Annotated in this window: 18 protein-coding genes, 4 tRNA genes and 1 other RNA gene; 3 read left to right on the forward strand and 20 right to left on the reverse strand. The window is 66.2% G+C overall.

Annotated features, from left to right (window positions below; genetic code table 11):
- Positions 1–58: 58 nt before the first annotated feature.
- From EC839_RS14860 to EC839_RS14910, 11 genes are all read right to left on the reverse strand, one after another.
- On the reverse strand, positions 59–994 hold the full coding sequence (locus EC839_RS14860; protein WP_007162249.1) for a DUF4880 domain-containing protein: 936 nt from the start codon (positions 992–994) through the stop codon (positions 59–61).
- Positions 991–1,500 carry a sigma-70 family RNA polymerase sigma factor gene (locus EC839_RS14865; RefSeq protein WP_039976252.1) on the reverse strand — a complete coding sequence of 170 codons (510 nt, stop codon included), beginning with the start codon at positions 1,498–1,500 and terminating at the stop codon, positions 991–993. The genes EC839_RS14860 and EC839_RS14865 overlap by 4 nt, the downstream gene beginning before the upstream one ends.
- A 104-nt stretch (positions 1,501–1,604) precedes the next feature.
- Positions 1,605–2,204 (reverse strand): recombination mediator RecR, encoded by a 600-nt coding sequence (gene recR, locus EC839_RS14870; RefSeq protein WP_007162247.1) that lies wholly within the window; start codon positions 2,202–2,204, stop codon positions 1,605–1,607.
- 62 nt (positions 2,205–2,266) lie between these two features.
- Positions 2,267–2,593, reverse strand: coding sequence for a YbaB/EbfC family nucleoid-associated protein (locus EC839_RS14875; RefSeq protein ID WP_007162246.1), 327 nt, complete (start codon positions 2,591–2,593; stop codon positions 2,267–2,269).
- A gap of 33 nt (positions 2,594–2,626) precedes the next feature.
- Complete coding sequence (gene dnaX, locus EC839_RS14880; RefSeq protein ID WP_132832727.1) at positions 2,627–4,639, reverse strand: DNA polymerase III subunit gamma/tau; 2,013 nt, start codon at positions 4,637–4,639, stop codon at positions 2,627–2,629.
- A gap of 177 nt (positions 4,640–4,816) precedes the next feature.
- Positions 4,817–5,098, reverse strand: a complete 282-nt coding sequence (locus EC839_RS14885; protein ID WP_007162244.1) for a hypothetical protein — start codon at positions 5,096–5,098, stop codon at positions 4,817–4,819.
- A gap of 186 nt (positions 5,099–5,284) precedes the next feature.
- Positions 5,285–5,381: signal recognition particle sRNA small type (gene ffs / locus EC839_RS14890), an RNA gene on the reverse strand.
- A gap of 88 nt (positions 5,382–5,469) precedes the next feature.
- Positions 5,470–7,236 (reverse strand): ABC transporter ATP-binding protein, encoded by a 1,767-nt coding sequence (locus EC839_RS14895; protein WP_132832728.1) that lies wholly within the window; start codon positions 7,234–7,236, stop codon positions 5,470–5,472.
- Entirely contained in the window at positions 7,233–8,354 is a 1,122-nt protein-coding gene (locus EC839_RS14900) for a hypothetical protein (RefSeq protein WP_007162242.1), read from the reverse strand. Before EC839_RS14900 ends, EC839_RS14895 begins: the two co-directional genes overlap by 4 nt.
- 8 nt (positions 8,355–8,362) lie before the next feature.
- Positions 8,363–9,541, reverse strand: a complete 1,179-nt coding sequence (gene glf / locus EC839_RS14905) for a UDP-galactopyranose mutase (RefSeq protein ID WP_007162241.1) — start codon at positions 9,539–9,541, stop codon at positions 8,363–8,365.
- Entirely contained in the window at positions 9,532–10,710 is a 1,179-nt protein-coding gene (locus EC839_RS14910; protein ID WP_132832729.1) for a glycosyltransferase family 1 protein, read from the reverse strand. Before EC839_RS14910 ends, glf begins: the two co-directional genes overlap by 10 nt.
- A gap of 359 nt (positions 10,711–11,069) precedes the next feature.
- Between EC839_RS14910 and galE the strand changes: the two genes are divergently transcribed.
- Positions 11,070–12,158 carry a UDP-glucose 4-epimerase GalE gene (gene galE, locus EC839_RS14915; RefSeq protein WP_007162240.1) on the forward strand — a complete coding sequence of 363 codons (1,089 nt, stop codon included), beginning with the start codon at positions 11,070–11,072 and terminating at the stop codon, positions 12,156–12,158.
- 214 nt (positions 12,159–12,372) lie between these two features.
- Here galE and ligA read toward each other — a convergent pair whose 3' ends face one another.
- The 3 genes from ligA to smc all read right to left on the reverse strand — a co-directional run bounded on the left by ligA (position 12,373) and on the right by smc (position 19,464).
- A complete protein-coding gene (ligA, locus tag EC839_RS14920; RefSeq protein ID WP_132832730.1) occupies positions 12,373–14,757 on the reverse strand; it encodes an NAD-dependent DNA ligase LigA in 2,385 nt (794 codons plus the stop codon).
- A 116-nt stretch (positions 14,758–14,873) separates the two neighbouring features.
- Positions 14,874–15,773 (reverse strand): cell division protein ZipA, encoded by a 900-nt coding sequence (gene zipA, locus EC839_RS14925; protein WP_007162238.1) that lies wholly within the window; start codon positions 15,771–15,773, stop codon positions 14,874–14,876.
- A 205-nt stretch (positions 15,774–15,978) separates the two neighbouring features.
- The gene (gene smc / locus EC839_RS14930; protein WP_007162237.1) at positions 15,979–19,464 is read right to left on the reverse strand and encodes a chromosome segregation protein SMC; all 3,486 of its coding nucleotides are present in this window, start codon (positions 19,462–19,464) and stop codon (positions 15,979–15,981) included.
- Between the two features lie 167 nt (positions 19,465–19,631).
- Between smc and EC839_RS14935 the strand changes: the two genes are divergently transcribed.
- On the forward strand, positions 19,632–20,627 hold the full coding sequence (locus EC839_RS14935) for a sulfate ABC transporter substrate-binding protein (protein WP_007162236.1): 996 nt from the start codon (positions 19,632–19,634) through the stop codon (positions 20,625–20,627).
- A gap of 91 nt (positions 20,628–20,718) precedes the next feature.
- Here EC839_RS14935 and EC839_RS14940 read toward each other — a convergent pair.
- The 4 genes from EC839_RS14940 to EC839_RS14955 all read right to left on the reverse strand — a co-directional run bounded on the left by EC839_RS14940 (position 20,719) and on the right by EC839_RS14955 (position 21,096).
- Positions 20,719–20,794 (reverse strand) — tRNA-Gly (locus EC839_RS14940).
- A 4-nt stretch (positions 20,795–20,798) separates the two neighbouring features.
- Positions 20,799–20,874, reverse strand: a tRNA-Glu gene (locus EC839_RS14945).
- A gap of 64 nt (positions 20,875–20,938) precedes the next feature.
- Positions 20,939–21,014: transfer RNA gene (locus tag EC839_RS14950), tRNA-Gly, on the reverse strand.
- Positions 21,015–21,020: 6 nt separating this feature from the next.
- Positions 21,021–21,096: transfer RNA gene (locus EC839_RS14955), tRNA-Glu, on the reverse strand.
- Positions 21,097–21,267: 171 nt separating this feature from the next.
- Here EC839_RS14955 and EC839_RS14960 point away from each other — a divergent pair.
- The gene (locus EC839_RS14960; RefSeq protein WP_256681072.1) at positions 21,268–22,035 is read left to right on the forward strand and encodes a hypothetical protein; all 768 of its coding nucleotides are present in this window, start codon (positions 21,268–21,270) and stop codon (positions 22,033–22,035) included.
- A gap of 24 nt (positions 22,036–22,059) precedes the next feature.
- On the opposite strand, the gene EC839_RS14965 is transcribed toward EC839_RS14960, so the two are convergent.
- Together EC839_RS14965 and EC839_RS14970 are read right to left on the reverse strand one after the other, a co-directional pair.
- On the reverse strand, positions 22,060–22,548 hold the full coding sequence (locus EC839_RS14965) for a GAF domain-containing protein (RefSeq protein WP_027601224.1): 489 nt from the start codon (positions 22,546–22,548) through the stop codon (positions 22,060–22,062).
- Positions 22,545–23,432: an ATP-binding protein gene (locus tag EC839_RS14970; RefSeq protein WP_007162233.1), complete on the reverse strand. Its 888-nt coding sequence runs from the start codon at positions 23,430–23,432 to the stop codon at positions 22,545–22,547. Before EC839_RS14970 ends, EC839_RS14965 begins: the two co-directional genes overlap by 4 nt.
- Positions 23,433–23,511 lie beyond the last annotated feature (79 nt).

Below are 23,511 nucleotides of genomic sequence, written 5' to 3' on the forward strand. Positions count from 1 at the left end.
TCGTTTCCCCCAAGCCCCGCGAGCGCGCCAAAGGGGAACCGCTCGCCGCAATTTTTTTTCAGGCGGGTACGATCTGCACCCACCAGGGCAGGCGTCGCTCCACCCGCACCGGCAGGCTGTCGGCCAGTGCGGCCAGGGCGCGGTCGGTGTCAGCCAGGGGATAGCTGCCCACCACCCGCAATTGCGCGACCGTGGCGGTGCAGGTCAGCAGGCCTGGGCGATAGCGCCCCAGCTCCGCCACCAGCGCCGCCAGCGACCAGTCGTCCACCACCAGCCGCCCCTGGCGCCAGAGTTGCCGCCCCGGATCGACCGGCCCCAGTGGCCGCACCGCGGACGCGGTCATGAGGGCCCGGTGGCCCCGGGTCAGGACCTGAGCACGGGCCTGGAGTGGCGCCAGCTGCAGGGCGCCGTCATAGGCCGCGACCTCCAGCCCGTCGTCACGCAACCGCACTGCGCAGCAGCCCGGACCGGGTCTTACCTGACCGAACGCCGTGTCCAGTCGCAGCGGCGCCGCCCCGTTCCGGCCTTCCAGCAGCACCTCGCCGCGCAGCAGCCGCCAGCGGTCTGCGGCCTCCTGCGCCAGCTGACTGTCGGTGTTGAGCCAGACGGGCACCCCGGCGGTCAGGTCGAAGGCACGGATCTCGCCGACCGCCGTGCTCAGGGTGGCGCCCTCCCCCAACCGCCAGTCGTCCGGCCGCGCCCAGCCCAGGGCCAGTCCGCCCACCGCCAGACCCAGCACCTTGAGCGCCCGCCGCCGGCCCAGGGACTCGCGCCGCGCCAGGGCCAGGGCCAGGCGCCCGGACGGCGGCAGACCGCTGAAGCGTGCACTGATTTCCTCCACTCGCGCCCAGGCCACCGCGTGGCGGCTATCCGCCTGTAGCCAGCGCTCCCAGGCCCGCTCGGTGGCCGGATCCACCTCGTCGGCAGCCAGTTCGGCGAACCAGTCCGCCGCTTCTGCCAGAGGTCCGCCGCCGCCAGGCGTCAGCGCACTCAAGACACCAGTTCCAGGCAGTGCAGCATGGCCTGGGCCATGTACTTCTTGACCATCCGCTCCGACACGCCCAGGCGCTCGGCGATGACGGCATAGGTGAGGCCTTCCAGCTGCGCCAGCAGAAAGGCCTGGCGCACCCGAGCAGGCAGGCGGTCGAGCAGCGCATCGAGTTCGGTCAGGGTTTCCAGGATCAGCGCCTGGGCTTCCGGTGAGGGCTGCACGGCCTGCGGTCGGGCCGCGAGCACCTCGAGATAGGCGCGCTCCACGGCCTGGCGCCGCCAGTGGTTGGCCAGCAGGCCCTGGGCGACGGTCGCGAGAAAGGCGCGAGGTTCGCGCAGGCGCTCCAGTTCCCCTTCCCGGGCCAGCAGCCGCACGAAGGTGTCCTGGGCCAGATCGGCCGCCTGCCCCAGGCAACCCAGTCGCCGCTGCAGCCGCTCGCGCAGCCAGCCGTGATGATCCTGGTAGAGGGTCCGGATGTGTCCATACCGGTCGGACTCGAGCGTCTGCATCACCATCCTCGGAAGCCGCTGATTTCCGATAATGATAATGCTTCTCGATCACAAGATACAGCCGTGTCCCGCGTCCGAGGTGCGCAGACGGCCAAGGTAGAGCGCTAGAGACTGATCGGCTTGCGCCCGGCGAAGGCGTGGGTCAGGGTGCCGCCATCGACCAGGTCCAGTTCGCCACCCAGGGGCACGCCATGGGCGATACGCGAGATGGTCAGGCCCTTGGGCGCCAGCAGCTGGGCGATGTAGTAGGCGGTCGCCTCGCCTTCCACCGTGGGGTTGGTGGCGATGATCATTTCGGTGAAGCCGCCCTCGCTGACGCGCCGCTCGAGTTCGGGTACGCCGATGGCGTCCGGACCCAGGCCGTCGATGGGCGACAGGTGCCCCTTGAGCACGAAGTAGCGCCCGCGATAGCCGGTCTGCTCCACGGCGAAGACGTCCATGGGGCCCTCCACCACGCAGAGCAGACTGTCGTCACGCCGGGTGTCGGCGCAAAAGCCGCAGATCTGGTCTTCGCTGAGGGTACGGCAGCGCTGGCAGTAGCCGACCCCTTCCATGGCGGCGCTGAGGGCAGAGGCCAGGCGCTGGCCACCCTGGCGTTCGCGCTCGAGCAGTTGCAGGGCCATGCGCTGGGCGGACTTCTGGCCGACACCGGGCAGGACCCGGAGCGCATCGATCAATTGGCGAATCAGGGGACTGAAGCTCATGGACTACCGTACTGGAAGGCGGGAAAGACGGGTGCCCGCTGGACACCCGCAGCTGGAACAACCTAGAAAGGCATCTTGAAGCCGGGCGGCAGCTGCATCCCGGAGGTCATGCCGGACATCTTGTCCTGGCTGTTCTGCTCGATCTTGCGCACGGCGTCGTTCACCGCGGCGGCGATCAGGTCTTCGAGGATTTCCTTGTCCTCCTGCATCAGGCTGTCGTCCAGGCTGACGCGCTTGACGTCGTGTCGGCCGGTCATGACGACGCTGACCAGGCCGGCGCCGGATTGACCGGTCACTTCGGCGTTCGCCAGCTCTTCCTGCATCTTCTGCATCTTTTCCTGCATCTGCTGGGCCTGCTTCATCAGGCCGGCCATGCCACCTTTCATCATGTCTGCTACCTCGAACTATGAATGGAAAACCGGTCAGGCTTGGGTGTCGACCGGCTCGATGGTACCCGCGCGCACCGTGGCGGCGAACTGTTGCATCATCTGGCGGATCAACGGATCGTCCTGGATGGACTGCTCCGCCTGCCGCTGACGCTCCGCCCGGCGCCGGGCGGCGGCCTGGGCGGGCGTCTCCTGCTCGGGGGTCTGGATGGTGACCTCGAGCGTGATGGGACGTCCCTGCTGCTGATTCAGCGCATCGTTGAGCCGGCGCTGCTGGTTGGCGTTGAACAGCGCGCTCTGCGCCGGATCCAGGTGCAGGTGCCAGCGATCGCCGTCCACCGCCACCAGGGTGCAGTTGGCCGCGATGCTGGCGGTCAACCCGCCCAGCTTGAGGTCGGGGAACAGGGTCTGCCAATCGGCTGCCAGACCGGTGGCCGGTTGCACCGCCGGCGCTGGCGCCGCGGCCACCGCTTCGGCGGCCGGCTCACCCAGGCTGTCGAGGTAGTCGTCCAGCCCTACCTCGTAGTAATCCTCGGCCGGCGGCGGCTCTTCGTCACCGTCCAGATCGTCACCGGAGGTGTCCGCGGGCAATTCGGCGATCACCGTAGCGTCAGGAGTCGCTTCGACCTGGGGAGTCGGTAGCGCCCTGGGGGCGACCGGCGCACCAGACGCTTCGACCGGAGCTTGAGCCGGAGCCGGAGCTGCAGCCGGAGCCGGAACCGCCTTGACCGCCACGGGCGCAGGATCCTCCCAGGGGAGATCCACCGGCTCTTCTATAGGGGTGGTATTACTGGAGACAGGCGTTGCCGGCACCGGCGCAGGTGCTGCCTCGGGTGCCGACGGGCGCGCAGGCACAGGCGCAGCCGCTGCCGGAACCGCCGCGGCCACCGGACGGGGGTTGGAGTCAGCCGTGGCCGGGCTGGCTCCCGTCGTCTTTAGTGCCGGTCGCTCGGCCACCACCGCACCGGCGGGCCGAAAGGCCAGCATGCGCAGCAGGACCATCTCGAAGCCGTGGCGCGGATCCGGTGCCAGCGGCAGATCGCGCCGCCCGACCAGACCCAGCTGATAGTAGTACTGGACATCTTCCGCCGGCAGCGTCTGCGCCAGGCTCAGCACCCGCTCGCGATCACCCTGGCCATTGTCCACGGCATCGGGCAGCACCTGGGCGATGGCCACACGGTGCAGCACATTGAGCAGCTCGGCCAGCACGCCGCCCCAGTCGGGGCCCTGCTCGGCCAGATGGCGAACCGCGTCCAGCACCGCGCGACCGTCACCGTCCAGCAAGGCCTGGAGTACATCGTAGACCTGGCCATGATCGAGGGTACCGAGCATGGCGCGCACGTCGGCCGCCAGCACCTTGCCCTCGCCAAAGGCGATCGCCTGGTCGGTCAGGCTCATGGCATCGCGCATGGAGCCATCGGCCGAACGCCCCAGCAGCCAGAGGGCATCGTCCTCGAAGGGAATGCTTTCCGCGGCGAGCACCTGCTGCAGGTGGGAGACGACCCGCTCCGGCGGCATGTTCTTCAGCGAGAACTGCAGGCAGCGCGAGAGGATGGTGACCGGCAGCTTCTGCGGATCGGTGGTGGCGAGCAGGAACTTGACGTGGGGCGGTGGCTCTTCCAGCGTCTTGAGCAGGGCATTGAAGCTGTGGGTGGAGAGCATGTGCACCTCGTCGATGAGGTACACCTTGTAGCGACCGCGGGACGGCGCGTACTGCACGTTCTCCAGGAGCTCGCGGGTGTCTTCCACCTTGGTGCGGCTGGCGGCGTCCACTTCGATGAGGTCGACGAAGCGGCCTTCATCGATCTCGCGGCACACCGAGCAGCTGCCACAGGGCGTGGAGCTGATACCGGTCTCGCAATTCAGGCACTTGGCCAGGATCCGCGCGATGGTGGTCTTGCCCACCCCGCGGGTACCGGTGAACAGATAGGCGTGGTGCAGCCGCTCGTTGTCCAGCGCATTGATCAGCGCCTTGAGCACATGGGTCTGGCCGACCATTTCGCGGAATGACCGCGGGCGCCATTTGCGCGCAAGAACCTGGTAACTCATCGAGACCTGATCAGGAGAAGACGTGGGGGCGCCCATGCTAACGAAGAGGGGCCGCGAATGCATCCCGCGGCGTGGCATCGGGGCGACGTCGGGTGGGCTGTGGCTACCTCCCTAGATGGAGGCAGCCTGGCGGATTTTCAAGCGATCAGGAGGGAAAACGGCGGGTAGAAAGCCGTTTCAGGCACGCTGGCAGCGGTCTTCGCCATCGGCCAGGACCACGCTTGCGACATAGGCTGCCAGGGCATCCAGCTGGCCGCGCAGGCGGGTCACGGTGGCGTTCATCTTGAAGGGATTGATCGCCTCTTCGTTGGTCAGGTCGATCCTGATCAGCAGCAGGGGCTCGCTGGGGTGGTAGATCTGCGCGACCAGCGTCGTCTCGGTGCCACGTCGGCAGTCGACACGATAGGGATGGAGGCCATTGCTCAGGGCGCGTCCTGCGCATTCGAGTCCGTTCTTCACAAGAGATCCTTGGACATCTGTCCAGTGGTGAGGGTACGGCGCGCATGATGGCACAGAGCCATGAACCAAAACAGTGCATTTCGTCACGAAAGCCCTGTGGCGTGGTTCGCGGAGCGCTGGGAGACGAGGCGGAAAAAGGGGAGGGAAACGCGGAAGAGGAAAAGCGCGGGGCAGAAATGGAGGTGGCCCCGCCAGCCACACCCCGGCACACGACATCACCGCTGCGGCTGCTCCCTTCCGGGCCTGACCGGGTTCACGGTTGATCGTTGCGGGGGGACCGACAGAGCCACCATAACGCCTCACCCTGAGGTGAGGTGCGTCATTCTACGCGGTTGGGGCGAAGTTGCAAGCCATACAAGGACTTAGGTTCGCTAGGGTGCTGCCTGCAGGTCCCAGAGCGCAGCGAAACTGCCCTCCCCCTCGCGCAGCCGCTGCGGTGGGCCGTCCTCGACGATGACGCCCTGCTCCAGCACCAGGATGCGGTCGAAGCCGGTCAGGGTGGAGAGCCGATGGGCCACCGCCACCACGGTGCGGCCTTCCATCAACTCCAGCAGGGCCCGCTGGATGACCGTCTCGGAATGGCTGTCCAGCGCCGAGGTGGCTTCGTCGAGGATGAGAATGGGCGCATCCTTGAGAAAGGCCCGGGCGATGCCCAGACGCTGGCGCTGACCACCGGAAAGCAGCACGCCGCGCTCGCCCACCGGGGTGTCGTAGCCCAGCGGCAACTCGCGGATGAAGTCGTCGCAATAGGCGTGACGGGCCGCCGCCTCCACCTCGGCGTCGCTGGCTTCCGGCCGGCCATAGCGGATGTTCTCGCGAATGCTGCGATTGAACAGCGCGGTCTCTTGGGGCACCACGGCGATGCGCTGGCGCAGGCTGTCCTGACTGACCGTGCGAATGTCCTCGCCATCGATGCAGATCCTCCCCCGCTGGATATCGTCGAGGCGCTGCAACAGGCCGATCAGGGTCGATTTGCCGGCGCCCGACGGCCCCACCAGCCCGATCTTCTGGCCGGCCGGCACCTCCAGATCGAAACTCTGGAACACCTGCCGACCATCGGGATAGCGATAGTGCACGCCGGTAAAGCTCAGGGCGCCGCGCGCCTGGGTCAGGGGCCGTTCGACGTCGCTCTGGCCGTGGGGCTGGATAAGGATGCGCAGGGTCTCGCCGATGGCGCCCAGTTGCTGAGTGGTGTCCACCAGCGCCAGGGCCAGGTCACGGGAGCCGTGCAGGATGCGAAAGGTCAGGGCACTGACCATGACCACGTCGCCGGCGGTGATGCTGCCGCGGCTCCACAGTGCGATGGCCCAGGCCAGCATACCGCCGGCCATCAGCGACAGGCAGGTGTCGTGGAGTACCCGGGCCTGCTCCAGATGCATCCAGCTGCTGCGCTGGGCACGCGCCTCTACGCCGATGGCCTGGGCCAGTCGCTGCACCTCGCGCTCTCGGGCGGAAAAGGCCTTGATGGTCCAGACGTTCTGCACCAGGTCCACCAGCTCGCCGCCGACATGGGCCGACTGAGCGGCGAAGCGCTGGTGCCGCGCCCGCCCGCGAATGCCGAAGGCGGTGATCACCAGCGCCACGATCAGCACGAAGGCCACCAGCGCCCCGGCCATGCGCATGTCCACGGTGCAGAGCACCACCACCGCGCCGATGAAGTCGACGCAGGGCGGCATGATCTTCCAGGCCAGGCCGCCGTAGATGGCCCCCGCGGCCACTCCCGTGGCGGAGATGCGATTGCCCAGAGCCCCAGCGAAATGCTGGGAGAAGTAGTGCATCGGATGGCCGGTGAGATAGCGGAACAGATCGACGCGCAGATCGGCGCAGCTGGCCACCACCGTGCGGCAACCCAGCCAGCCACCGCTACGCCAGAACAGGTTCTCCAGCACGATCAGCGAGATGAACAGCCAGAAGGGCCCCCACACCGCCGCCCGGCGAGCCGGGTCGGCCATGGCATCGACCAGCAGCTTCATGCCGTATTGCACCGCCACCGCGCAGGTCGCCGCGCCGACCACCAGCAACAGCAGGCCGCCGAAGTGCCAGGGGCGCAGGCGGACATAGCGCCAGAGAAAGGCGCCGACCCGTTCCGGCAGGGGCCATTCGGCGCGCCGCCGCTCGCGGCGCCGAGCTGCGCTCATCGCCCCTCTCCGCCTGCCAGTAGCTGGCGCTGACGCTGCAGGACCTCGGCCAGAGGCTCGTGCAGCGCCCGGTGCCCTGCCCCGTCGGCCACGCCGAACAACCCGGTGGGACAGAGGCGGTCATCGTCCCAGCCGGGATAGTCGAGTACCGGATACAGGCAGATGCCCTGCACCGGCACGCCCTGGCGCAGCGCCCGCCCGACCTGATCGGCCACGTGTTCCAGCCAGGCGGCGCGCGCCGGGCCTTCGGCCCCCGTCTCGGCGATCAGCAACGGCCGGCCATAGCGCTGGTGGACTTCGGCCAGCATGCCCTGCAAGGGTCGATAGGCCGGATCCTCCGCCGCCAGGGTGCCACCGCCCAGATACCACTGGTTGTCGGAGTAGTAGTTCAGACCCAGGATGTCCAGGTAATCGGGGCGCCCGCCCAGCCCTGGCCACTGGCGCCCGCTGAGCAGGTCCCAGGCCTCGAACTGGGCCTGGCGATAGCCCTCCGCGGCCTCGCGCTGTTCGGGGCGGCGCGCGGCCACATGGATCAGCGGATCGATGGCCAGGAAGCGCGCCGCGGGCAACTCGGCTCGAATCGCCTCGATGGCGGCGATGCTGGCGCGCACCAGTTGATGCTTGAGCTCCTGACCGCGGCCGCGAGCGCCGGGATTGAACAGACCCTGATCGCCGCCGGCCCAGGCCCAGTAGGAGATCTCGTTGATCGGCGCCAGGCAGGGACGGGTCTCTCCCTCCTCCCGCAACAGGCGGGCAAAGGCGGCGGCATAACGGGCGAAGGCATCGACGAAGGCCGGCCGCCAGATATCCAGGTGATCGGGCCAGCCATAGTGGCAGAGGTCCCAGATCACCTGGACGCCGGCCGCCCGCGCGGCTCGCACCTGCGGCAGGACACTCGACCAGTCATGGTGCCCGGCCTGGGCCTCCACCCGGTGCCAGCGGACGCCATCGCGCACGGTGCGCAGGCCATGGGCGGCCACCGCACCATAGTCTTCCGCGGCCCAGCGGTCATGGCCGGTGCTGGCGAGCAGATCCAGGCGTCGGCCATCGGCGCGTCTGTGGCTGGAGCATTCGAAGCCGGCCATGAAGAAACTCTGGAAGGGCGAGCCTTCGGCCATCACGTCTCTCATGGGGCCTGCCTTGCCAGGCTTTCGTGGTGTTCGGCGCTCTCCCCCGCCGCCGGCCCGAGCTCCGCCTCCTCGATGCGCTTGTAGGCGGCCAGCGCCTGACCCACCACCTGGTCCATGTTGTAGTAGCGATAGGTCCCCAGACGGCCGATGAAGATGACATTAGGGGTCGCCTCGGCCAGGTGCTGGTAGCGCCGGTACAGCTCGGCGTTTTCCGGGCGTGGAATCGGATAATAGGGCTCGCCCTCCGCGCTGGGATATTCGTAGGTCAGGCTGGTGCGCTCGTGGGTCTGGCCGGTGAGGTGCTTGTACTCGGTGATGCGGGTGTAGGGCACCGCTTCGCTGGGATAGTTGACCACCGCCACTGGCTGGAAGCGCGGCGTATCGCGCGTCTCGTGCTTGAAGGTCAGGGAACGATACGGCAGGCGGCCGAAGCGATAGTCGAAGAATTCGTCGATCGGGCCGCTGTAGACCAGGTGCTCATGGGGGATCAGTTCGCGGATCTCGCGGTAGTCGGTGTTGACCATCACCTTGATGTTGGGGTGATCCAGCATGCGCTCGAACATCCGGGTGAAGCCATGCAGGGGCATCTGCTGGAAGGTGTCGCCGAAGTAGCGATCGTCGGTGGTGGTCCGGGTCGGCACCCGCGCCGTCACCGAGCGGTCCAGTTGCGACGGATCCAGTCCCCACTGCTTGCGGGTATAGCCGCGAAAGAAGGTCTCGTAGAGTTCGCGCCCGACCTGGTTGATCACCACGTCCTCGGAAGTGCGGATGTCTTCGACCGGCTCGGCGCGGGCGGCGAGAAAGGCTTCGGCGCCTTGCTCGTCCAGCTCCAGGCCATAGAGGCGATTGAGGGTGGTCAGGTTGATCGGGATGGGCACCTGCTGACCCGCGACGTCGGCCAGGACCCGGTGCTCGTAGGGCCGCCACTCGGTGAAGCGCGAGAGGTAGTCGACGATGCGCTGGGAATTGGTGTGGAAGATGTGCGGACCATAGCGGTGCACCAGCACCCCGGCATCGTCATAGTGATCAAAGGCATTGCCGCCAATGTGCGGGCGCCGATCCACCACCAGCACGCGCTTTCCCAGCCCCGCGGCCAGCCGTTCCGCCAGCACGCTACCGGCGAAACCGGCCCCCACGATCAGATAGTCGAAACGCTCAAGCGCCGTTACCGCCATTGGATCTTCTCCCGCATCAGGTCACAGGTGCTGTCCCAGGACATCCCGGTCAGCAGGGCATCGGCGCGCGCCAGAAAGGCTTCGCGCTGATCTTGACTGGCCAGGGCCGCCTCGCAGGCAGCGACAAAGGCCTCGGCGCCTTCGGCGATCCAGACCACGCCGCTGTCGCCATAGGTGCGCACCACATCGGTGATGGGCGTCGACACCACCGGGCAGCCGCCGGCCAGGTACTCGGGCGTCTTGGTCGGGCTGATGAAACGTGTCGCCTCGTTGAGGGCAAAGGGCATCAGGGCCACGTCCCAGCCCGCCAGATAGGCCGGCAACTCGTCATAGGTCTTACCGCCCAGGTAATGCAGATTGGGCAGCTGCGGCAGGCTGGCCGGATCGATCTTGACCACCGGGCCCAGGATCAGCCACTGCCACTGGGGACGCAGCCGCGCCACCGCGGCCAGCAGGTCGAGATCCAGGCGTTCGTCGATCACGCCATAGAAGCCCAGCCGCGGCCGCGCCAGACCGGCCTGGTCTGCAGGCTCCGGCAGGGCCGCGCGAGCCTGACCGAAGTGCGCCACGTCCACGCTGCTGGGAAAGGGAAAGACCCGCGGATGGCGGTCACGCTTGGCCTCGTAGAGGCTGTAGCCCCCGGTAAACACCAGGTCGGCGCGCTGCAGCAATTCCCGCTCCCGCTGCAGCAGGGCCGGGGGGGCGCCGCGAAAGGCCGAGAGTTCGTCCATGCAGTCGTAGACCAGGGTCTGCGCCGGGATCTCGCTGGCATAGTCCAGCGCCATGGGCGTGAAATACCAGGCCACCGCCACCGGTTGCCGCAACTCCTGCAGATAGGTCTGCAGCAGTTCCTGCTGGGCGCAGGCTCGGGCTTCCGCGGACAGGCAGCGAGGCAGATGAGGCACCAGTACCCGCACGCCGTTCTCCTCCACCCGCACCTCGAGGTGCGACCGGCCATCCGTGGCATCCAGCGGCTCTTCGCAATAGAGCACGTTGTAGTGCTCGGCGAAGCGCACCATCTCGTGCTGCGGACGCTGGTAGACGAAGCTCCAGCGCAAATGGGCCAGGCATAGCAGCAGCGGCCTGGCGGGATCCAGGGGGCGCTCCGCAACGCGCGCGGGCTGTTTGGTCTTGCCGATCGTTTCGGTATGGGGGCCGGCCCAACTCATGGTGTGCTCCTGTGAGATCGAACGCCTGGCCGAAGGCGGCACAACAGCCGCGCCTCGGCCGGCGCTTTGGCAACTTGCAAAACGTCCAGAGACCGTCCCGAAGGTATCGGCAGTCTGACTGCGCGATATCGAGCAACGTTATCGACTTATCCAATTGGCAAGGGTTCATAACTTTGTCGATGAACTTCCGCTTCGCTAGAACCAATATCCTCATTCAACTTCAGAACAACGTCTGCTCGATGAATTGGCATAACTAACGCTTCGCTCGAAAATAATTGAAGCGAAGCGTTAGTTGCACTCGAGTCTGCACGAAACAGTTATTTCGAATTAATGGCTACAGGCTTGGTGAGGACGGTTGCATGTTGATGATCACGGGCGGCGCAGGCTACATAGGTTCTCATACGACGCTGGAGCTGCTCCGTGCGGGCCATGAGGTGGTGATACTGGACAACCTGGTCAACAGCCGGGTGGAGGCCGTGCAGCGCCTTACCACGCTCGCCGGGCGGGCGCCTGTCTTCGTGCGCGGGGACGTCCGGGATCGCGCCCTCCTGGATCGGCTGTTTCAGGAGCTGCCGATCACCGGGGTCCTGCATTTCGCCGGACTCAAGGCGGTCGGCGAGAGCGTGCAGCACCCCCTGCGCTATTTCGACAACAACGTCGGCGGCACCCTGGTGCTCTGCCAGGCCATGGCCGCCGCCGGGGTGCACCAGCTGGTCTTCAGCTCTTCCGCCACCGTCTACGGTCACTGCATTCCACCCATCAGCGAAAGCTGCCCGACTGCCGAGCCGACCAACCCCTATGGCCAGTCGAAACTCATGGCCGAGCAGGTGCTGCGCGGGCTGGCCGGGGCCGATCCGCGCTGGTCCATCGCCGTGCTGCGCTACTTCAATCCCATCGGCGCCCATCCCTCCGGACTGATCGGCGAAGACCCTCAGGGCACGCCCAACAACCTGGTGCCCTATCTGCTGCAGGTGGCCAATGGTCGCCGGCCATGGCTGGATGTCTACGGCGACAACTACCCGACGCCGGACGGCACCGGCGTGCGCGACTACATCCATGTCCAGGACCTGGCCCGCGGTCATCTGGCGGCGCTGAACGCCCTGGCCGAGCGCCCCGGGGTTTCGACTTGGAACCTGGGCACCGGACGCGGACATTCGGTCAAGGAGGTGGTGGCGACCCTGGAACAGCAACTGGGCCGCGACATCCCCTGTCACTTCGCCCCGCGACGCGCGGGGGACGTGGCCCAGTGCTGGGCCGATCCGGAAAAGGCTTGGCAGGAACTGGGTTGGCGCGCCGAACGCAGCCTCGCCACCATGCTGGAAGATGCCTGGCGCTGGCAGTCGCTCAATCCCCATGGCTATCGCCAGACGGCCAAGGCGGCTATCGCCGTGGAAGAAGTTCTCGAAAAAGAACAACGTGCGAGCGAACCCGCCACGCGTTCCGCTTGAACCTGGAAATTATTATGGCCGATAAATAAGGCTTCGCTTAAACCAAACGAAGCCTTATTTTTTCAGTTATTGCCTTGGCACTGCCTTAAAGCAGTTTTTAAACGAAGCGACAAATATGGGTACGTCTTTATTACCGCTTCGTTATAACCAACAACGCCTGCAGTTATTGGCAGAAGGAGTGAAGATCAGACCCTTGCGGGCCTGATCCCTGGCGCTAGCGGACGCCTTGCGCCTCGAGGATCTGCAGGAAGGCATCCTCGTCCAGCACCTTGACCCCCAGTTCGTTCGCCTTGGTCAGCTTGGAACCCGCCCCTGGCCCTGCGACCACCACGGCGGTTTTGGCCGACACCGACCCCGACACCTTGGCGCCCAGGGCTTCCAGGCGCTCCTTGGCCTCGTCGCGACTCATGGCCTCCAGGGTTCCGGTAAGCACCCAGGTCTGGCCGGCGAACGGCAAACCCTGCACCGCCTGCCGGGTACTTTCCCAATGCATGCCGAAGGCCTTGAGCTGCGCCTCGATGGCCAGCGCCTGAGCGACGTGGTCCGCCTCGGCGAAGTACTCGCGCAGCCCCTGCTTGGCTCTCTCGTTGAGGCCGGACAGGGTCTTGAAGGTCAGCCAGTCCTGCGAGCCTTCGATCAGGGCCGCCAGGCTGGGAAAGGCCGCGGCCAGGGTCTTGGCGCCGGTCTTGCCCAGGTAGGGAATGTGCAACTGGTCGAGGAAATCGGCAAAGGCCGCGTAGCCGGAAAATTCGGCATGCACCTCCTCCTCGTCGGCCAGCTCGATGCCGTTGGCCAGCAGCGCCTCCAGCACGTCGCGGTTGTGCGCGGACTGGAAGAAGTTGTGAATCTCGAAGGCCACCTCGGGCCCGATGTCCGGCAGATAGACCAGCACCTCCGGCAGGGCCTCGCGGATGCGCTGCAGACTGCCCAGGGCGCGTGCCAGGCGCTTGGCGGTCTCCTCCCCCACCTCGGGGATGCCCAGGGCGAAGATGAAGCGCGCCAGCGCTGGCCGGCGGCTGGCCTCGATGGCGGCCAGCAGGTTGCGACTGGACACCTCGGCGAAGCCTTCCAGTTCGACCACCTGCTCGTAGGTCAGGGTGTAGAGATCCGCCGGCGATTTCACCAGCGCGCGATCCACCAGTTGCTCGACGATACGATCGCCCAGGCCGTCGATGTCCATCGCCCGCCGCGAGGCGAAATGGATGATTGCCTGCTTGAGTTGCGCCTGGCAGGCCAGCCGGCCGACGCAGCGATAGACCGCGCCCTCGCTCACCGACTCCTTGCCCTTGCCGCGCTTGATCAGCTGGGTACGCTCCACCGCCGACCCGCACACCGGACAGTGGGTGGGGATCTCCACCGGGCGCGCATTCGCCGGCCGCCGTTCCGGCACCACCTGCATGATCTGCGGAATGACGTCCCCGGCGCGACGCACGATGACGCTGTCGCCGATCATCACGCCCAGCCGGGCGATCTCGTCCATGTTGTGCAGGGTGGCATTGGTCACGGTGACGCCGGCCACCTGTACCGGCTTGAGGCGGGCTACCGGGGTGATGGCACCGGTGCGCCCCACCTGGAATTCGACGTTGAGCAATTCGGTCAGCTCTTCGCGCGCCGGAAACTTGTGCGCCAGGGCCCAGCGCGGCTCGCGGGCGCGGAAACCCAGCTCGCCCTGCCAGTCCAGGCGGTTGACCTTGTAGACCACGCCGTCGATTTCGTAGGTCAGGGTATCGCGGCGCTGGCCGATGTCCTGGTAGTAGGCGCGGCAGCCTTCCGCGCCCTGTACCTTGCGCAACTCGCGACTGATGGGAATGCCCCAGTCACGCAGCCGCTGCAGGATGTCGTACTGGGTCTCCGGCAGTGTCCCGCCCTCGACTCGCCCGAAACCGTAGCAGCAGAACTCCAGCGGCCGCTGGGCGGTGATCCGCGAATCCAGCTGACGCAGGCTGCCAGCTGCGGCGTTGCGCGGATTGGCGAAGGTCTTGCCGCCGCTCTCCATGGCCCGGGCATTGAGCGCCTCGAAGCCGGCGCGGGACATGAACACTTCGCCGCGCACCTCCAGCACCGTCGGCCAGCCCTCGCCCTGCAGGCGCAGCGGGATGTTGCGGATGGTGCGCACATTGGCGGTGATGTCCTCCCCGGTGGTGCCGTCGCCGCGGGTGGCGCCGCGGGTCAGCACCCCTGCCTCGTACAGCAGGCTGACCGCCAGGCCATCGAGCTTGGGCTCGCAGGTGTACTCGACACCGGAATCCGGCCCGGCGAAGTCGGTCTCGCCGAACTCCTCGCGCAGGCGCTTGCCGACGCTGCGGTCGAAGTCCTGCAGATTCTCGTCGGCGAAGGCATTGCCCAGGCTGAGCATGGGCACCTCGTGGCGGATGGTGCCAAAGGCGGCCAGGGCCGAGCCGCTGACCCTCTGGGTGGGCGAGTCGGGCGTCACCAGCTCGGGATGCTCGGCCTCCAGCGTCTTGAGTTCGCCGAACAGCCGGTCGTACTCGGCATCGGGCACGCTCGGCTCGTCCAGCACATAGTAGCGGTAGTTGTGGGCGTCGATCTCGCTGCGCAGGGCGGCGATGCGGGTGACAGCATCTTGGGCGTCGGTCATGGCGGTCTCTCATTGTCGCCACCCCAGGGGGTGGCCCTGACGGCACCAGCGGCGCCGCGACAAAACTTACAAACAAAAAGAGCAGCCGAGGCTGCTCTTGGTTCGCTCCGGCGCGATCAACGCTTGAGCATCAGGCTCTTGCGTTCGAAGTCGACGATGCGCTGGCGGTAGTGTTCGATGGTCTGGGCGGTCATCACGCTGCGCTGCTCGTCCTTCAGCTCGCCATTGAGCTCCGAGGACAGCTTGCGCGCAGCGGCGACCATCAGGTCGAAGGCCTGCTTGGGATGACGCGGACCGGGCAGACCCAGGAAGAAGCTCACCGCCGGGGTGTGGAAGTCGTCGATGGCATCCAGGTCGAAGGTGCCCGGACGCACGGCGTTGGCCATGGAGAACAGCACCTCGCCATTGCCCGACATACTCTCGTGGCGATGGAAGATGTCCATGTCGCCGAATCGCAGCCCGCTTTCGAGGATGTTCTGCAGCAGTGCCGGACCAGAGAAGCCCTTCTCGTCGCGGGAGATGACATTGATCACCAGCACCTCGTCCACCGGCGCCATGGCGGCCTGACTGCTGCCGCTGCCGACGGGCTCGCTGACCGGCTCGCGCTCGGGCGCCTTGCTGCTCAGCGGCTTTTCCTTGCGCGGCTTGTCGCGACCCCGAGTTGCCACCTCGTCGGAATCGACCGCCAGGCCCGCCAGACCTTCATCACCCGCAGACAGATCGAAGCTGTCGGCACTGGGTTCTTCACGCCGTTCTTCGCGACGCTTGCGCTGGGTGGAGCGTGGCGGTGTCGGCTCGCCCGGATCGTCCAGCGACGGCTCCTTGGGCTCTACCACCCGCGTCGGACCGACGATTTCCGGATCCTCGTCCTCGTGATCCGGATGATTGCTCAGCGACTGGTCAAGCTTGAACTTGAGCTTGCCCTTGCCGCTCATGCGACGCCAACCATCGAACAGAATACCGGCGATGACGATGACGCCGATGATGATCAGCCACTCGCGCAGACCCATATCCATGAAAAAGACATACCCCTGTGAAAATAATGGACCGACAGCCGTCGGGAAACTTTGGAAAGTCGACGCTTGCGAGGTCTTTCCAAAACCTCCGAAACCTACGCCAAGTCAGTGTTCTTCTTAGCTTTTTCCACTTACCGCTAGCGCGGCCATAAGCTAGCACGACTGCTGCCAACTTTACACCGCCAAGCCACGAGGCTGTGGGGTACTAGGCATCGACCATGGCCACCGCCTCTTCCACATCCACCGCCACCAGTCGCGAACAGCCCGGTTCGTGCATGGTCACACCCAGCAACTGATCGGCCATCTCCATGGCGATCTTGTTGTGCGTGATGTAAATGAATTGCACCTTCTCCGACATGCTCTTGACCAGGCGGGCATAACGGCCGACGTTGGCGTCATCGAGAGGAGCATCCACTTCATCGAGCATGCAGAACGGCGCTGGATTCAACTGGAAGATGGCAAATACCAGCGCCAGTGCCGTCAGGGCCTTTTCGCCACCCGACAGCAAATGGATGGTGCTGTTCTTCTTGCCCGGCGGGCGCGCCATGATCGCAACCCCGGTATCGAGTAAATCTTCCCCAGTAAGTTCCAGGTAGGCGCTGCCGCCACCGAAAACTTTTGGGAACAGCGCCTGCAGGCCGTGATTGATCTGGTCGAAGGTGTCCTTGAAGCGATTGCGGGTTTCCCGATCGATCTTGCGGATGACGCTTTCCAGCGTCTCCAGCGCCTCCACCAGATCGGCATTCTGGGCATCCAGATAGGTCTTGCGCTCGGCCTGCTGCTGATATTCGTCGATGGCCGCCAGGTTGATCGGCCCGAGTCGCGCGATCCGCGCTGCGACCGCTTCCAGCTGCTCTTCCCAGGCGGCCTCGCTGGCCTCGGCGGGTAGGGTCGCGATCACCGTCGGCAGGTCGTAGCCATCGGCCGCCAGCTGCTCGGCGAAGCCGCTGCGCCGCGTCGCCAGCCCCTGCCATTCCAGGCGATGCTGCTCCAACTGACCGCGCAGCAGGGTCCCCTGCTGCTCCGCCTGCAGACGCCGCCGCTCAAAATCGCGCAATTCCCGATCGGCGTCTTCCAGGGCCAGGCGCGCCGTGCGCATCTCCTCGTCCACCTGCAGGCGCCGCTCCAGCAACTCCTCCAGACGCAGCCGCACCTCGTCGAGGGGCTCGCCGCCCTCTTCCAGATTGAGCGAGAGCTGCTCGCAGCGCTCGCCGAGGCGCGCGGTCTGCAATTCCAGTCGTTCCAAGGCCTGGAGGGTCGACTGGCGCTGGGCTCTCAGGGTGGTCAGCCGCACCGTCAGCTGATGGAGTTGTTCCTGGGCCTGGCGCTGACGCTGCCGCGCCGAATCCACCGCCTGGCGATGCCGGTCGCGCTGCTCCTGCAGCTGCGCGCGCTGCTCGGTATCCACCGCCATGGCATCGAGAGCGTCCTGCAGCCGCAACCGGCATTCGCCCAACTCTTCCTGCTCACGCGCCACCTGTTGCTCGACATCCCTGAGCTCCGCCTCCAGCTGCCGGCGACGAATGCTCAACTGCTCGGCCCGCGCCTGCTGCGCGGACAGCTGGGCGCGGGATTCGGCCAGGCGCAGCTGCTCCTGCTGCTGGCGCCGCCGCGCCTCTTCGCGTTCGCTTTCCAACCGCTGCTGGGCAGCGCGACGGTCCTCCAGTCGCTCTTGCTGCATGGCGAGCGCCTCGCCGAGTTCCAGGCGGCGTGCCTGCAATTCCTCCAGTTCACGCCCACGCGCCAGCACACTGCCCTCGGCCGCCTGGGCGCGGCGCACGCGCAAGAAGTGCCGGGAGAGCCAGTAGCCTTCCGGGGTGATGAGACTCTGGCCCGGTGCGAGGGCCGCCCGGCGCGCCAGGGCCTCGTCGTAGCTGTGGGCGATCAGCACCTGACCCAGCCAGGGTGACAGGTCGCGCGGGGCCTGCACCTGCTCGAGCAGGCTGCCCGCGGCGACCGGCACCGCGCCGGGCAGTGCCAGATTCAGGGCGCCACTGGCGAAGCTGTCGAGACGCAGGGCCTCCAGATCATCCAGGCAGACCGCCTGCAGGTCGCTGCCGAGGACGGTTTCCACCGCCAGCTCCCAGCCGGGAGTGACCTGGACCTCGTCCGCCAGCTGCGGCGCCGCGGCGAGCCCCTCGGCTTCGAGCCACTGAGCCGCGCCGGTATCGGGGGCCAGCGCCGCCTGCTGCAAGGCCTCCAGCGAGGCGATACGGCCCTCCAGCCGCTGCAATTCGCCCTGACGCTGACTCTGCTCATTGGCCAGTCCCAGCAATTCTTCCCGCAGTCGCTGCAAGCCCTCGGCGACCTGCAATTCCTGCTCGGCCAGGCCTTCCAGCAGCAGTTCGTCTTCGGCGATCTGCTCTTCCAGCATGACCAGCCGCTCGGAGGGACCGTCCTCGCCCAGCAGGGTGCGCTCGTCGCGCAGCCGGCGCTGCCGCTCCATGCCGCGCTCCAGGCTCTGCTCCAGGGAGCGAATGCGCGCCTGCTGCACATCGGCCTCCCGTTGCGGCTCGACGCTCGCGGCGCTGAGCGCTTCCCAGCGTTGCTGCCAGTCCGCCAGCGCCAGCTCCGCCTCTTCCAGCGCGGCGCCGCCCTCCTCGCCCAGCTCCCGGGCCGCCTCTTCTTCCGGTTCGAGCATCGCCAGCTCTTCTTCGAAGGTGGCGAGCAGCACCCGGTCGTGCTCCAGGTGGGACTCGGCTTCGCTGCGGGCCTGTTCGGCTTCGCGCAGATCGTCCTGCAACTGGCGCTGACGCTGCTGACCATGCTGGATGGTCTGCTCCAGGCGGGCGATGTCACCTCCCATGGAGTAGAAGCGCCCCTGCACCAGGTTGAAGGCTTCGCTCAGCTCATGATGACCGTCGCGCAGCCGCTCGATGCCGGCGTCCGCCTGGCGCTGCTCGGCGGTCAGAGCTTCGAGAGCGGTTTCCTGGTCGCGGATCACCTTTTCGCGCTGCTCGACACGGCCATCCAGCTCGCGCCAGCGCACCGCCTGCAATTGCGCCTTGAGCTGCCGCTCCTCCTGCTTCAACGCCTGGAAGCGTTCGGCCGATTGCGCCTGGCGGTGCAGCCGTTCCAGCTGGCGCTCCAGCTCTTCGCGCAGGTCGGTCAGGCGGGCGAGATTCTCTTGGGTGCGGCGAATGCGATTTTCGGTCTCGCGCCGCCGCTCCTTGTACTTGGAGATGCCGGCGGCTTCCTCGATGTAGTGCCGCAGGTCCTCCGGGCGCGCCTCGATCAGCTTGGAGATCATTCCCTGCTCGATGATCGAATAGCTGCGCGGCCCCAGGCCGGTGCCGAGGAAGATGTCGGTGATGTCGCGCCGGCGGCACTTGGTGCCGTTGAGGAAATAGGTGTTCTGGCCTTCGCGGGTCACCCGCCGGCGGATGGAGATTTCCGCATAGCTGGCGTATTCGCCCACCAGGGTGTGGTCGGAGTTGTCGAAGATCAGTTCGATGGAGGCCTGGGACACCGGCTTGCGGCTGTTGGAGCCGTTGAAGATGACGTCGGTCATCGACTCGCCGCGCAGATTCTTGGCCGAGCTCTCGCCCATCACCCAGCGCACGGCGTCGATGATGTTCGACTTGCCGCAACCGTTGGGGCCGACCACCGCTGCCATGTTGCTCGGGAAATTCACCGTCGTCGGATCGACGAAGGATTTGAATCCCGCCAGCTTGATCGACCTCAACCGCATATCAGGAGCCCTTGTTCACCGCGCCGTGCCCAACCGCAGGCGAAAGGGCGAAAGTCTACCATTGGCGGCCGGCCTGCCGTTGCCGCGCATGAGCTTATTTCCAGGCGTTCTGCACGCCACCGGGCCGACAGGCTATAGTCCTGCACCCCCACTCGCAGGATGCCCCCATGAAAATCCTTCGCTTACCCCTGCTCGCCGCCGCCCTGGCAGCCAGCGCCCAGGTCCTGGCCGCGCCGCCGCTGCTCAACGTGTCCTATGACGTCATGCGCGACTTCTACAAGGACTACAACCCGGCCTTCCAGGCGCACTGGAAAGCCGAGCACGGCGACACCCCAGTGATCCAGATGTCCCATGGCGGCTCCAGCAAGCAGGCGCGTGCGGTCATCGACGGCCTGCAGGCCGACGTCATCACCATGAACCAGGCTACCGACATCCAGGCCCTGGCCGATCGCGGCCTGGTGCCCAAGGACTGGGAAACCCGCCTGCCCGATCGCAGCGCGCCCTTCACCTCGGCCACGGTGCTCATCGTCCGCCAGGGCAACCCCAAGGGCATCCAGGACTGGTCCGATCTGCTCAAGGACGGCGTCCAGGTGATCGTGCCCAACCCCAAGACCTCCGGGAACGGTCGCTACACCTACCTCTCCGCCTGGACCTATGCGCTGCGCCAACCGGGCGGGGACGAGCAGAAGGCCCGCACCTTCGTCGCCGACCTGTTCAAGCACGTGCCCATCCTGGACACCGGCGGTCGCGCCGCCACCACCACCTTCATGAAGAACCAGCAGGGCGATGTCCTGGTGACCTTCGAGAACGAAGCCGAGATGATCGCCCGGGAATTCGGTCGCGGCGGCTTCGAGGTGGTCTATCCGAGCATCTCGGTGCAGGCCGAGCCGCCGGTGAGCGTGGTCGACAGCGTCGTCGACAAGAAGGGCACCCGCGCCGAGGCCGAGGAATACCTCAAGTATCTCTGGTCCGACCAGGGCCAGAAGATCGCCGCGGACAACTTCCTGCGCCCGCGCAACGCCCAGATCCTGGCGCAGTACGCCGATCGCTTTCCCAAGCTGGAATTGATCGATGCGCAGAAGGAATTCGGCCCCTGGAGCGGCATCCAGAAGACCCACTTCGCCGATGGCGGGGTCTTCGACCAGATCTACACGCCCCAGTGACGGGCTCGCGCCCGGCCAGGTGCCGGGCGTCCGGCGGGCATGAATGACGCGCACACAAAAACACCGCCCGGAGGCGGTGTCTTTGTTTATTTGGAGCGGGAAACGAGACTCGAACTCGCGACCCCGACCTTGGCAAGGTCGTGCTCTACCAACTGAGCTATTCCCGCAATGTGGCGTCCCCTAGGGGACTCGAACCCCTGTTACCGCCGTGAAAGGGCGGTGTCCTAGGCCACTAGACGAAGGGGACGAAACCTCTTTCCGCAAGGCCTTTCACCTTGCATCCGCCTGCCCTGAGGCAACCGGACTGTATGTGGAGCGGGAAACGAGACTCGAACTCGCGACCCCGACCTTGGCAAGGTCGTGCTCTACCAACTGAGCTATTCCCGCAATTTTTGGCGTCCCCTAGGGGACTCGAACCCCTGTTACCGCCGTGAAAGGGCGGTGTCCTAGGCCACTAGACGAAGGGGACCAGGTAGAATCCCTGAGGACTCCGGCCTACCACTCGGCTGACGCTTGCCGCCGTTGGGAGTGCGCGCATTCTAGGGAGCCTTACCCTGGGCGTCAATAGCTGATTAAATACTTTTCAAATCAACGACTTCGCTCGTACGACAAACGGCGGGCAAGCACCATGGAGAAGGTCATGTCCTCAACGATGATTGCAGCGGTAGTGGGGCTTGGCATCCTCCTGTTGATCATGATCGCCTTCGTCAACCAGAAGCTCGAAGCGGGACGCCTGGAAAAACAGCGCCTGGTCGCCGACCTCACCGACCGCATCAAGCGCTGTGCCCAACTGGGCGGCAGCCTGCCCGGGCAGCTGATGACCCCGGCGCTGAAGCAGCTGTTCCATCGCATCGAACTGGGGCTGATCGCCCGCCTCGCCGCCCTGCAGGCCCCTTCCGCCAGTCTCACCGCGCGCAAGACCGAACTGGAAGAAGCCCTGGCCAAGGGCGATGACATCGAAGTCGCCAACGCGGCCCGGCCGGTGCATACCGAGGCGCGGGTCAAGGAAGTCCGCGGCTACATGGAGATGCTCCATGCACTCGTCGCCCATGCCAACCAGATCGGCATTCTCGACGGCCAGGAAGCGCAGCGCTGGGTCGGCGAGATGCGCTATCTGCTCACGGCGACCTATGTGGAGTTCTTCCGCTACCAGGCCGAACAGCAGATCAAGAGCGAGCACTACATCCAGGCGCGTCAGTCCTACGAGCGGGCGATCATGCAGATTCGCAAGCAGCAGCAACCCGAGCGCTATACCGGGTTGCTGGCCCATCTGGAAGAGCAGATCGCCCAGGTGAAACGCCAGCAGAGCGAACTGGCCGAGCAGGCCAGCAGCAGCGCCAACGAGCTGTCGGACAGCGTGGAGACGCTCAAGGACGACAGCTGGCGCAAGAAGAACGACTACGAGTGAGGGCTTCCCTGCCCTGCCCGTCGATCAGCAATCGGTCGCGGCCAGAAAGGCCTCTACCAGGGCTTCGATACCGGCCTGATCCGCGGCGCTGAAGCGCGCCGGATGCGGACTGTCCAGATCCAGCACGCCGATCAGGCGACCGCCCTGGACCAGCGGCACCACCAGTTCGCTGCGCGACGCGGCGTCACAGGCGATATGCCCGGGAAAGGCATGGACGTCCTCGACGCGCTGGGTACGCCGCTCGCGGGCCGCCGCGCCGCACACGCCCTTGCTGAAGGGAATGCGCATGCAGGCCACCTTGCCCTGGAAGGGGCCGAGCAGCAGCTGGTCGTCACCCTCGACGAAATAGAAACCGGCCCAGTTCAGGTCCGGTACTTCCTGATAGATGAAGGCCGACAGCTGGGCGGCATTGGCCACCAGATTGCGCTCGCCGGCCAGCAGGGCTTCGACCTGGGCGGCCAGCATGGCATAGCCCTCGAGTCCGGCCCCTACGCCCGTCAGTTCTACGGTCATGCTTTCTCCAAGAGTTTGAGCCCGACCCACTGCCGGGCGAATTGATAGGCGCAGCGGCCGTTGCGGTTGCCGCGACCGGACGCCCAGCGGATGGCCTCGCGATCCGCTTCTTCCGACCACTCCAGCTGCAGTCCGGACTTGCCGGCCAGGGCAGCGCACCAGTGCCGCACCACGGCCAGGTAGTGATCCTGGGTAAAGGGATAGAAGGACAGCCAGAGGCCGAAACGATCCGACAGGGCGATCTTGTCTTCGGCCGCTTCGCTGGGGTGTAGTTCGCCGTCGACGTGCTCCCAGTTGGCATTGTCGCTCTGCCGCTCGGCCACCAGGTGGCGGCGGTTGGAGGTGGCATAGAGCACCACGTTGTCCGGCGCCTGCTCCAGGGAACCGTCCAGCACGCTCTTGAGCACCCGGTAGTCGTCGCTGCCGGAATCGAAGGAGAGGTCATCGCAGAACACCACGAAGCGCTGCGGTTGACCGGCGAGTTGCTCAACGGCGCGCGGCAGATCGGCCAGATCGTCGCGTTCGATTTCGATCAGCCGCAGACCCTCGCCGGCATATTCCGCCAGCAGCGCCCGGATCAGCGATGACTTGCCAGTGCCCCGCGCGCCCCAGAGCAGCGTGTGGTTGGCCGGCAGTCCGGCCACGAACTGGCGGGTGTTGCGGGCGAGTTGATCGCGCTGGCGATCGATACCCAGCAGATCGGCCAGGCGCAGTTCCAGATTGACCTCGAGCGGCTGCAGATAGCCGCCATGGCCTTCCCGACGCCAGCGCGCCGCATAGCAGTGCTGCCAGTCCAGCGGTTCGCGACGATGGGGCAACAGGGGTTCCAGGCGCTCCAGCACCTGCCGGGCGTGGAGCAGAAAGTCTTCTAGGGAGGCATTCACGGGGATGATCCTTGACGACGAAAAGAGAAAGCGGGTCAGCCGCCCTTCAGGCCGGGCATTATCGTATGACTTTTACCAT

This window comes from Pseudomonas sp. JUb52, from assembly GCF_004341115.1.
GTDB classification, from domain to species: Bacteria; Pseudomonadota; Gammaproteobacteria; order Pseudomonadales; family Pseudomonadaceae; genus Chryseomonas; species Chryseomonas oryzihabitans.

Bases quoted from the DNA above. Each gene is read 5' to 3' on its own strand.
- EC839_RS14865 (WP_039976252.1), bottom strand. From the start codon at position 1,500: ATGCAGACGCTCGAGTCCGACCGGTATGGACACATCCGGACCCTCTAC.
- recR (WP_007162247.1), bottom strand. From the start codon at position 2,204: ATGAGCTTCAGTCCCCTGATTCGCCAATTGATCGATGCGCTCCGGGTC.
- EC839_RS14875 (WP_007162246.1), bottom strand. From the start codon at position 2,593: ATGATGAAAGGTGGCATGGCCGGCCTGATGAAGCAGGCCCAGCAGATG.
- dnaX (WP_132832727.1), bottom strand. From the start codon at position 4,639: ATGAGTTACCAGGTTCTTGCGCGCAAATGGCGCCCGCGGTCATTCCGC.
- EC839_RS14895 (WP_132832728.1), bottom strand. From the start codon at position 7,236: ATGAGCGCAGCTCGGCGCCGCGAGCGGCGGCGCGCCGAATGGCCCCTG.
- EC839_RS14900 (WP_007162242.1), bottom strand. From the start codon at position 8,354: ATGGCCGAAGGCTCGCCCTTCCAGAGTTTCTTCATGGCCGGCTTCGAA.
- glf (WP_007162241.1), bottom strand. From the start codon at position 9,541: ATGGCGGTAACGGCGCTTGAGCGTTTCGACTATCTGATCGTGGGGGCC.
- EC839_RS14910 (WP_132832729.1), bottom strand. From the start codon at position 10,710: ATGAGTTGGGCCGGCCCCCATACCGAAACGATCGGCAAGACCAAACAG.
- galE (WP_007162240.1), top strand. From the start codon at position 11,070: ATGTTGATGATCACGGGCGGCGCAGGCTACATAGGTTCTCATACGACG.
- ligA (WP_132832730.1), bottom strand. From the start codon at position 14,757: ATGACCGACGCCCAAGATGCTGTCACCCGCATCGCCGCCCTGCGCAGC.
- zipA (WP_007162238.1), bottom strand. From the start codon at position 15,773: ATGGATATGGGTCTGCGCGAGTGGCTGATCATCATCGGCGTCATCGTC.
- smc (WP_007162237.1), bottom strand. From the start codon at position 19,464: ATGCGGTTGAGGTCGATCAAGCTGGCGGGATTCAAATCCTTCGTCGAT.
- EC839_RS14935 (WP_007162236.1), top strand. From the start codon at position 19,632: ATGAAAATCCTTCGCTTACCCCTGCTCGCCGCCGCCCTGGCAGCCAGC.
- EC839_RS14960 (WP_256681072.1), top strand. From the start codon at position 21,268: ATGTCCTCAACGATGATTGCAGCGGTAGTGGGGCTTGGCATCCTCCTG.
- EC839_RS14965 (WP_027601224.1), bottom strand. From the start codon at position 22,548: ATGACCGTAGAACTGACGGGCGTAGGGGCCGGACTCGAGGGCTATGCC.